Here is an 8282-nt window from a genome sequence, read left to right as displayed (position 1 = left end):
TTCATATTTTTGTCACAAACACTGTCACAAAATAGTAAAATCACGGTCACAAAACTTGTAACCGTCCGGGAGTTCTCAATGGCGCATGCCACCTTTGGCCGCATTATGGCTGCAATCAGTCCTAGAAACGATAACTACTTTGTGCTGTTTAACCGTTTGGCCGACTGTGCTGTACGTGGTTCAAAAGTGCTGGCTTTGATGGCCGCAGAAGTAGATCAGGCCGGGTTTCACACCCATTTTGCCGAAATCCGCAAAATTGAATCCGAAGCTGACGAATATACCAAAGAAATCCTGCTCTCCCTGCACAAGACCTTTATTACCCCGTTTGACCGCCGCGAAATCCGTGAATTGGCCATGGCGCTGGACGATATCATTGATTACATGGAAGCCATCCCACAGAGTGCAGAAATTTACGGCCACACCAAATTCACGCCTGAAATGGTGGCACTGGCGCAAATCCTGTTACGTGCTTCTGAAAAAGTACGCGACGCTGTACACATGCTGTCAGACATGAAAAATGCTGAACGCATTTTGCGCACATGTGAAGAAATCAGCACCATCGAAGGTGAAGCCGACCACATTATGCGCTCGGGGATGCACAGGTTATTCTCTGAAGATCATGATGCCCGCACCCTGATCCGTTCCAAGCAACTATATGATTTATTCGAAGAGGCTGTCGACAGCTGTGAAGATGTCGCGGATGTGATTCACGGTGTTGTGTTGGAACGCATTTAAGGAATCGTCATGGATCACGTGCTAATCGTCATGGCGGTATTAGTCTTTGTCGCCTTGATTTTTGACTTTATGAACGGCTTTCATGATGCCGCCAACTCAATCGCATTGATGGTTTCAACCCGTTTGCTGACACCACAGGCAGCCGTTATCTGGGCTGCTTTTTTTAACTTTGTTGCCTTCCTGTTTTTTGGTTTGCATGTGGCAGATACGGTGGGTAAAGGCATCATAGATCCCAATATCGTCAACAATACTATTATTTTTGGTGCCCTGTTTGGCGCCATTGCCTGGAACGTCATCACTTGGTGGTTCGGCATCCCTTCATCATCGTCACACGCTTTGATCGGCGGTCTGATCGGTGCAGGCATGGCCCACTCAGGCACTAAAGGCGTGATTATCGGTAGCAAACTGATCAGCACAGGTATTGCCATTATCTTGTCGCCGTTGTTTGGCATGTTGCTAGCTCTACTGTTGTCCATCGGCATCATGTGGGCATTCCAGCGCTCATCGCCTTACAAGATCGAGAGTCGCTTCAACAAGATGCAATTTATTTCATCTTCGTTATTCAGCCTTGGCCACGGCGCCAATGATGCACAAAAAACCATGGGCATCATCACCGTATTGCTGTTTGCCAATGGCTACCTACAAGGCGACTTTAATGTGCCGTTCTGGGTGGTGATTGCCTGCCAGCTGGCGATGGGCTTGGGTACGCTGTTTGGCGGCTGGCGCATTGTGCGTACCATGGGCATGGGCATTACCAAAATCCGCCCGACAGGTGGATTTGCGGCGCAGACCTCAGGTTCTATCGCTTTATTCCTGGCCACCAGCCTGGGCATACCGGTTTCCACTACCCACACCATCACCGGCGCCATTGTCGGCGTCGGACTATCCCGCCGCATGACGGCGGTACGCTGGGGACTGGCGTCCCGGATTGTCTGGGCCTGGGTGCTCACCATCCCCTGTTCCGCCATCATGGCAGCGATTGCCTACCATATCGGTGAAAGTGTGTTGTAAGAAAATTGTCATGAAAAAGAGGCGCCTGGTGCGCCTTTTTTATTTTTTGTCACATTTCTGTCATATAAAGTTTCTAAGATTCACGCATTGCAAGATAACACCACACACAGGAGTGTATACATGAATACCACGTTGTTCCGCACTACTTTAATCGCTTCATTGATTGTGCAAGCATTCAGCTTTTCACTAACAGCTAATGCAGCGGACAAGATTATTAAAATTGACGGTTCCAGTACCGTGTACCCGATCACTGAAGCCGTGGCTGAAGAATTTCAGCGTGCCAAAGGTATCAAAGTCACTGTGGGTGAATCCGGCACTGGTGGCGGTTTCAAAAAGTTTTGCCGTGGTGAAACAGACATCTCCGATGCTTCACGCCCTATCACGCAAAAAGAAATAGACCTGTGTAAAGAAGGCGGCGTACAGTTTATTGAATTACCTGTAGCTTACGATGCGTTGACAGTGGTTGTGAACAGTAAAAATGACTGGGTAAAACAACTGACAGTCGCAGAATTGAAAAAAATCTGGGAGCCGAACTCTTCGGTTAAAAATTGGAAGCAAGTGAATGCCACCTTCCCGGACAAAGCGATGAATCTGTATGGACCAGGCACATCCTCCGGTACATTTGATTATTTTACTGAAGCAGTTAATGGCAAAGCAAAAGCCAGCCGTAAAGACTACACACCATCAGAGGATGATAATGTCCTGGTACAAGGCGTTTCTGGTAACCTGGGTGGTTTGGCTTACTTTGGCCTGGCTTACTATCTGGAAAACACAGACAAGCTGAGAGCCATTCCTATCGTGGCTAAAGAAGGCGGCAAAGCTGTATTACCTTCTGAAACGACTGTGATGGATGGTACTTACCAACCATTGGCACGTCCGCTGTTTATCTACGTCAACGCAACTTCCGCTGCATTCAAACCAGAGGTGAAAGCTTTTATTAACTTCTATTTGGAAAATGCACCAGAACTGGTTAAAGAAGTGAAATATGTACCGTTGCCGAAAGAAGATTACGAGGCGGTAAAAACGCATTTCAAAGCGATGAAACCGGGTACTGGCTTTAACGGTTCTTCAGAAGTCGGCATCAAGATTACTGACCTGTTATCCCGAATCAAGTAATGGTAAAGGGGCTGTTGCGGCCCCTTTTTTCTTTACTTTCGGCCTGACCTGCGGATTATCCGCTAAAATTCTCACCTCGACAGATAATCACTATGGCGACTCAAGCAATGCAAGCACCCGTGGAACTGCCCATCAGCCCCAGACTGGCTAAAAACATCCGTAGAAATGTCAAGGAACGCATCATTGAATTGATATTGATGATGGCGGCACTGGTTGCGGTAGCCACTACTTTCGCGATTGTCGGCGTGCTGCTATATGAGTCTCTAAGCTTTTTTAAAACCGTCTCAGTGATTGAGTTTTTTACCGATACTGAATGGACACCGCTGTTTGAAGATGCGCATTACGGCATCATGCCCCTGGTTTCTGGCACCTTGACTACCTCAGCCATTGCCCTGTTAGTGGCCGTGCCTATCGGTACTATCTCTGCGATTTTCCTGTCTGAATTCGCCTCACATAAAACACGTGAAATCGTGAAACCTATCCTTGAACTGCTGGTAGGCGTGCCAACAGTCGTATTCGGTTATTTCGCCTTGTTCTTTGTGACGCCATTGCTGCAAAGCATCTATCCGGACCTCCCAAGCTTCAACATGCTGGGCGCCGGTATTGTGATGGGTATCATGATTATTCCTTACATTGCTTCCCTGTCTGAAGATGCCATGCGCGCGGTGCCAATGAGCATGCGTGAAGGTTCTTATGCCATGGGTGCTACCCGCTTCCAGACAGCGGTAAAAGTGGTGACACCAGCCGCTATTTCCGGGATCGTTGCTGCCTATATCCTGGCGATTTCACGCGCTGTTGGTGAAACCATGGTGGTGGCGATTGCCGCAGGCCAGCAACCTAACCTGACCTTTAACCCGCTGGAAAGCGCAGCGACGATCACTGCTTACATTGTGCAGGTTGCAATGGGTGACTTGCCGCATGGCAGCATCGGTTATCAAAGTATTTTTGCAGCCGGCCTGGTGCTGATGGCAATGACACTGTCTTTCAACATCATTGGTCACTGGGTACGCAAGCGCTATCGTGAGAGTTACTGATTTTTAAGATTATTAACTTCGCAAGAATTTATTAACTTCGCAAAAATTATTAACTTCCTAAGATAAGACCTGACGCAAAACTGACATATAACAACAATACACTGCCGGTAGCCGACTACCGGAAGATGCGGGAATAATACCAACATGGAACATAAAGCTTCTGTACTTGAAAACCTGGGCGAAGTGCGCGCCATGATTAAACGCCACAAGCGTAACGACACATTGTTTGCAGCGCTGGGGCTGATCTGCCTGATGCTCGGCCTGATGACACTGCTGTTGCTGTTCTGGCAATTGATTGCCGATGGTTACCCAAAATTCAACCTTGAATTCCTGACCGAATTCCCTTCCCGTCGTGCAGGCCGTGCCGGTTTACTTTCAGCCTGGGTAGGTTCTTTGCTGGTCATGATCGTGACATTCCTGTCTGCTGTTCCTGTAGGCGTTGCGGCGGGGTTGTACCTGGAAGAATATGCGCCAAAAAACTTTTTTACCGACCTGATTGAAATCAATGTATCCAATCTGGCGGGTGTGCCTTCCATTATTTATGGTTTGCTGGCATTGGGATTATTTGTTTACATACTCGGTTTGGGCCAAAGTATCCTCACCGCAGGTTTAACACTCGGCCTGTTGATTCTGCCAATTGTGATCGTGTCTACCCGCGAAGCCATACGCGCTATCCCGGTCTCTATCCGCGAGGCCGCATATGGCGTTGGTGCGACTAAATGGCAAGTCGTGTATGACCATGTATTCAAGTACTCCTACGGCGGTATATTGACTGGTGTGATTATCGGGATGTCACGCGCACTCGGCGAAACAGCGCCTATCATCACGATTGGGGCGCTCACATTCATCGCCTTTTTGCCCCCATCACCCATCACCACAGAAGCACCGTTTATTAACTTTGAATGGTTATCTTCCGGCTTCACTGTGATGCCTATCCAAATGTTTAACTGGTTGTCCCGCCCTGACCATGCTTTTCACGTCAATGCGGCAGCCACCGGCGCACTGATCATTGTTGTCACCTTGTTGATGAACGGCGGGGCCATCTGGTTACGCTACAAAATTCGTAAAAATATTAAATGGTAATGCCACATAGGATTTAGGAAATTTCATGGCCACAATAACTACTCCGATTAAAGCCGAAGCGCGCGATTTAAACTTCTTCTACAGCAACGGCGCTCGTGCACTTAAAGGCATCAGCATGCCTTTGTACGAGAACAAAATCACCGCGTTGATTGGCCCTTCAGGCTGCGGTAAATCGACGTTCCTGCGCTGCTTTAACCGCATGCATGACTTGTATCCTGGTAACAAATATCAGGGCAATATTGTGATGCACCCTGACAACACCAATGTGCTGGACCCTGGCGTAGATCCGATCGAAGTGCGTATGCGTATCAGCATGGTATTCCAGAAACCTAACCCGTTCCCGAAATCGATTTACGAGAACGTGGCTTATGGTTTGCGCGTGCGTGGTGAAAACAATAAACGCATCATGGACGACAAGGTAGAAGAAGCATTGAAAGGCGCGGCTTTGTGGAACGAAGTCAAAGACCGTTTGCATGACCTGGCGTTCAACCTGTCTGGCGGCCAGCAACAACGTTTATGTATCGCCCGCGCGCTGGCAACCGATCCGGAAATCATGTTGTTCGATGAACCGACTTCAGCGCTGGACCCGATTGCAACGGCCAACATTGAAGAGTTAATGGTTGAGTTGCGTAGCAAGCTGACTATCCTTGTTGTGACACACAACATGCAACAGGCAGCACGTGTGTCTGATTACACGGCCTATATGTACCTGGGTGAACTGATCGAGTACGATGATACCGACAAAATATTCACTAATCCTGGCCGTAAGGAAACTGAAGATTACATTACCGGTAAATTTGGTTAACTCCACTTTTCCAATAAAAAACGCCGCAATTTGCGGCGTTTTTTATTGGAAACTTACAACATGTTCAAGCATTCCACCTTCGATAATTCCTCAGCTGAGCTCCGCTATTTAGGAAGATAAGGGATGGCACCTGCAACGTCAGTATCATCTATCAACTGAAAACGGCTTTCAGTGCCATCTTGCCTGGCTTTGGAGTAAGGCGCATATTCTGGATCATTCGCAAACGCTAATGCTGCTTCTTTGTTGGGAAACTGAATCAAAGCAATCAATGTATTTTCCAATGGCTTACCTTCAAGCACATCAATGTTACCACTACGACTTAAATATCTTCCACCATGTTTTTCAGCAATCAGGTGAACATGCTTTGCATATTCAGGAACCCATTCATCATTTTTAAGTAGTACATCTGCAATTAAATATGCTGCCATTTTCACTCCTTGGATGTGTAGAAATAATCATTTAGTTCGAGTTTTAAATTTCATTGATTAAATCAATGGGAAATTTAAAGACTGCCTAATCTTCGACTGCCACTCAAAAATGGTAACCAGGGCGCGGCAGGTGTTGAGTGAACATATTAGATTATCCTGATAGTGTGCTGCTTGCATGAATGCAAGTCTGCCGCTATCTTGGCGCGCCAGCTGGCAAGCGTCAAGTGGGCCAGGAAAAATTCCAGAAAATCAGCAGAGATGGCAGCACCACAGTAATATGATGCTGCCTGAATTATGCAGCTGCAGAAGCTGCCAGCGGAAAATTCGCCAGCATCAAACGCGCGTAGCATTCCAGCAATTTTTTTGCCTGGGCATCACTGGACCATACCTGCTCTACATAGCGTTTGCCCTGTTTACCTACACGCTCACGTAACTGGTGATCGATCAGCAAGGTTTGTACTTGTTCGGCAAAGTGCAACTCATCATCTTGTGCAATCAATGCGCCCTGCTCCTGACGCAGAATGGACGCTGTGCCCAGTTCAGCAATGGCAACGACTGGTGTTTCCTGTGCCATGGCTTCCAGCAATACCAGGCCTTGCGTCTCGCTCTTGGAAGCAAACACAAAGATGTCTGCTGCGCGATAGGCGGCATTCAGCCCTACTGCGCGGTCCAGGTAGCCGAGAAACATGACGTTATTTTGCAAGCCATTGTCGCGTGCCATTTTCTTCAACATGCCTTCGGCCGGGCCTTCACCGGTAATCACCAGCAAGACTTCCGGATGATCCTGAATCACGAGCGACAGCATTTCCAGCAAGAACTGGATATTTTTTTCATGCGCGACACGGCCAACAAACAGCAATAAAGGCCTTTGCCCCGGAATATCGTATTTCGCCCTGAACGCTGCACCATCCCCCGGCACAAACCTTGAAGCATCCAGCCCGGTTGGGATAACAGTCACCGGCGTGGTAACACCGTATTGCTGCAATACGTCACGCATTTGCGCTGAAGGTGAAACCACGGTATCTACCTGCTGGCATTGTTTGCGTGAAACCCACTGTGCGATATTCACCGCAAACTTGCGCGGCACCCAAGGCAGGTAATGGTGCATATAATCTTCAAAGAAGGTGTGATAGGTTTCCACCACCGGCACTTGCAGTTTCCTGGCGATTTTAAGCCCGGCATAATGCGCGACAAATGGGGTATGTATATGGACCAGGTCATAATCACCAGGGTGCAGGCTATCTACATAAGCCATTAGCGCTGGCCATTTCATTAAATAATCTTCAGGATCAAACACGATTTTGCGGGCAGCGATACGCGTGATCCACGCTTCGTCACCGATCAGAGCATTCTCAAGAGATTCAGCATACTGGGGGGCAATCAGGTGCACGGTGTGCCCATGATCACGCAGACTTTCTGCAAAGGTATAAATGCTGGTTGAAACGCCATTCACGCGCGGGAAATACACATCTGAAATCATCAATATTTTCATGCAAAGTTCCGTTTAAGCGTTTCCATGTAAACAATTCTCACATACTTTAACAACGTTTCGTGATGCTTTTATGACTAAATCCCTTTCATATCAATGTCATACAATCATCATGCATCTGTCATCTACCGGGCGCAGAGTGCGCTCATGCAAAAAAGACTCTTCAGATATTTAGCCGTACTGCTATTACTGATTGCCATGCCAGGCGAGGCGCATGCCTGGGGCTTGTATTCCCATGTGGCTTATACCCATAGCTGGCTACAGACATTACCTTTATTGCCATTGCCCTGGTTAGGGGTGATGCGGCGTTACCCGACATTGGTGCTGGCTGGCGCATGTTTGCCGGATCTGGCAGTTGTTTCCCGTACTTTCAATCACAGCCATGGCTGGGGCATAGGCCAGCAATTGCTGCATACCAACAATGACAGACAACTGGCGCTGGGAATAGGTTACAACGTCCACCTACTGACCGATGTCGTTGCCCACCAGCATTTTGTACCCACTTTTGAAGCCAAATGGCAGCATGACAGTGTGCTCACGCATGCGGCTGCAGAATGGGCGATGGATGCTTACCTACAAAC

Annotated in this window: 9 protein-coding genes; 7 read left to right on the top strand and 2 right to left on the bottom strand. The window is 48.0% G+C overall.

Annotated features, from left to right (window positions below):
* The first annotated feature begins 78 nt into the window (after window positions 1–78).
* The 6 genes from VK958_RS07755 to pstB all read left to right on the top strand — a co-directional run bounded on the left by VK958_RS07755 (window position 79) and on the right by pstB (window position 5784).
* A complete protein-coding gene (locus tag VK958_RS07755; RefSeq protein ID WP_414683867.1) occupies window positions 79–735 on the top strand; it encodes a DUF47 domain-containing protein in 657 nt (218 codons plus the stop codon).
* 9 nt (window positions 736–744) lie between these two features.
* A complete protein-coding gene (locus VK958_RS07750; protein ID WP_325240424.1) occupies window positions 745–1746 on the top strand; it encodes an inorganic phosphate transporter in 1002 nt (333 codons plus the stop codon).
* Window positions 1747–1866: 120 nt separating this feature from the next.
* Window positions 1867–2862 carry a PstS family phosphate ABC transporter substrate-binding protein gene (locus VK958_RS07745; RefSeq protein WP_325240422.1) on the top strand — a complete coding sequence of 332 codons (996 nt, stop codon included), beginning with the start codon at window positions 1867–1869 and terminating at the stop codon, window positions 2860–2862.
* 107 nt (window positions 2863–2969) lie between these two features.
* Window positions 2970–3896 carry a phosphate ABC transporter permease subunit PstC gene (gene pstC, locus VK958_RS07740; protein WP_325240428.1) on the top strand — a complete coding sequence of 309 codons (927 nt, stop codon included), beginning with the start codon at window positions 2970–2972 and terminating at the stop codon, window positions 3894–3896.
* Between the two features lie 144 nt (window positions 3897–4040).
* Entirely contained in the window at window positions 4041–4979 is a 939-nt protein-coding gene (gene pstA / locus VK958_RS07735) for a phosphate ABC transporter permease PstA (protein ID WP_325240420.1), read from the top strand.
* 25 nt (window positions 4980–5004) lie between these two features.
* Complete coding sequence (gene pstB, locus VK958_RS07730; RefSeq protein ID WP_325240418.1) at window positions 5005–5784, top strand: phosphate ABC transporter ATP-binding protein PstB; 780 nt, start codon at window positions 5005–5007, stop codon at window positions 5782–5784.
* Between the two features lie 104 nt (window positions 5785–5888).
* On the opposite strand, the gene VK958_RS07725 is transcribed toward pstB, so the two are convergent.
* Both VK958_RS07725 and VK958_RS07720 read right to left on the bottom strand, forming a co-directional pair.
* Complete coding sequence (locus VK958_RS07725; protein ID WP_325240416.1) at window positions 5889–6212, bottom strand: DUF1330 domain-containing protein; 324 nt, start codon at window positions 6210–6212, stop codon at window positions 5889–5891.
* Window positions 6213–6504: 292 nt separating this feature from the next.
* Window positions 6505–7704, bottom strand: a complete 1200-nt coding sequence (locus tag VK958_RS07720; protein ID WP_325240414.1) for a glycosyltransferase — start codon at window positions 7702–7704, stop codon at window positions 6505–6507.
* Window positions 7705–7848: 144 nt separating this feature from the next.
* Here VK958_RS07720 and VK958_RS07715 point away from each other — a divergent pair.
* On the top strand, window positions 7849–8282 hold a 434-nt coding region (locus VK958_RS07715; protein WP_325240412.1), incomplete at its 3' end, for a zinc dependent phospholipase C family protein.

This window comes from Methylophilus sp., from assembly GCF_035460085.1.
Taxonomy (GTDB): Bacteria; Pseudomonadota; Gammaproteobacteria; order Burkholderiales; family Methylophilaceae; genus Methylophilus.
This window is presented reverse-complemented; position numbering and strand designations above follow the sequence as displayed.

Bases quoted from the DNA above. Each gene is read 5' to 3' on its own strand.
- VK958_RS07750 (WP_325240424.1), top strand. From the start codon at position 745: ATGGATCACGTGCTAATCGTCATGGCGGTATTAGTCTTTGTCGCCTTG.
- pstC (WP_325240428.1), top strand. From the start codon at position 2,970: ATGCAAGCACCCGTGGAACTGCCCATCAGCCCCAGACTGGCTAAAAAC.
- pstA (WP_325240420.1), top strand. From the start codon at position 4,041: ATGGAACATAAAGCTTCTGTACTTGAAAACCTGGGCGAAGTGCGCGCC.
- VK958_RS07725 (WP_325240416.1), bottom strand. From the start codon at position 6,212: ATGGCAGCATATTTAATTGCAGATGTACTACTTAAAAATGATGAATGG.
- VK958_RS07755 (WP_414683867.1), top strand. From the start codon at position 79: ATGGCGCATGCCACCTTTGGCCGCATTATGGCTGCAATCAGTCCTAGA.
- VK958_RS07745 (WP_325240422.1), top strand. From the start codon at position 1,867: ATGAATACCACGTTGTTCCGCACTACTTTAATCGCTTCATTGATTGTG.
- VK958_RS07720 (WP_325240414.1), bottom strand. From the start codon at position 7,704: ATGAAAATATTGATGATTTCAGATGTGTATTTCCCGCGCGTGAATGGC.
- pstB (WP_325240418.1), top strand. From the start codon at position 5,005: ATGGCCACAATAACTACTCCGATTAAAGCCGAAGCGCGCGATTTAAAC.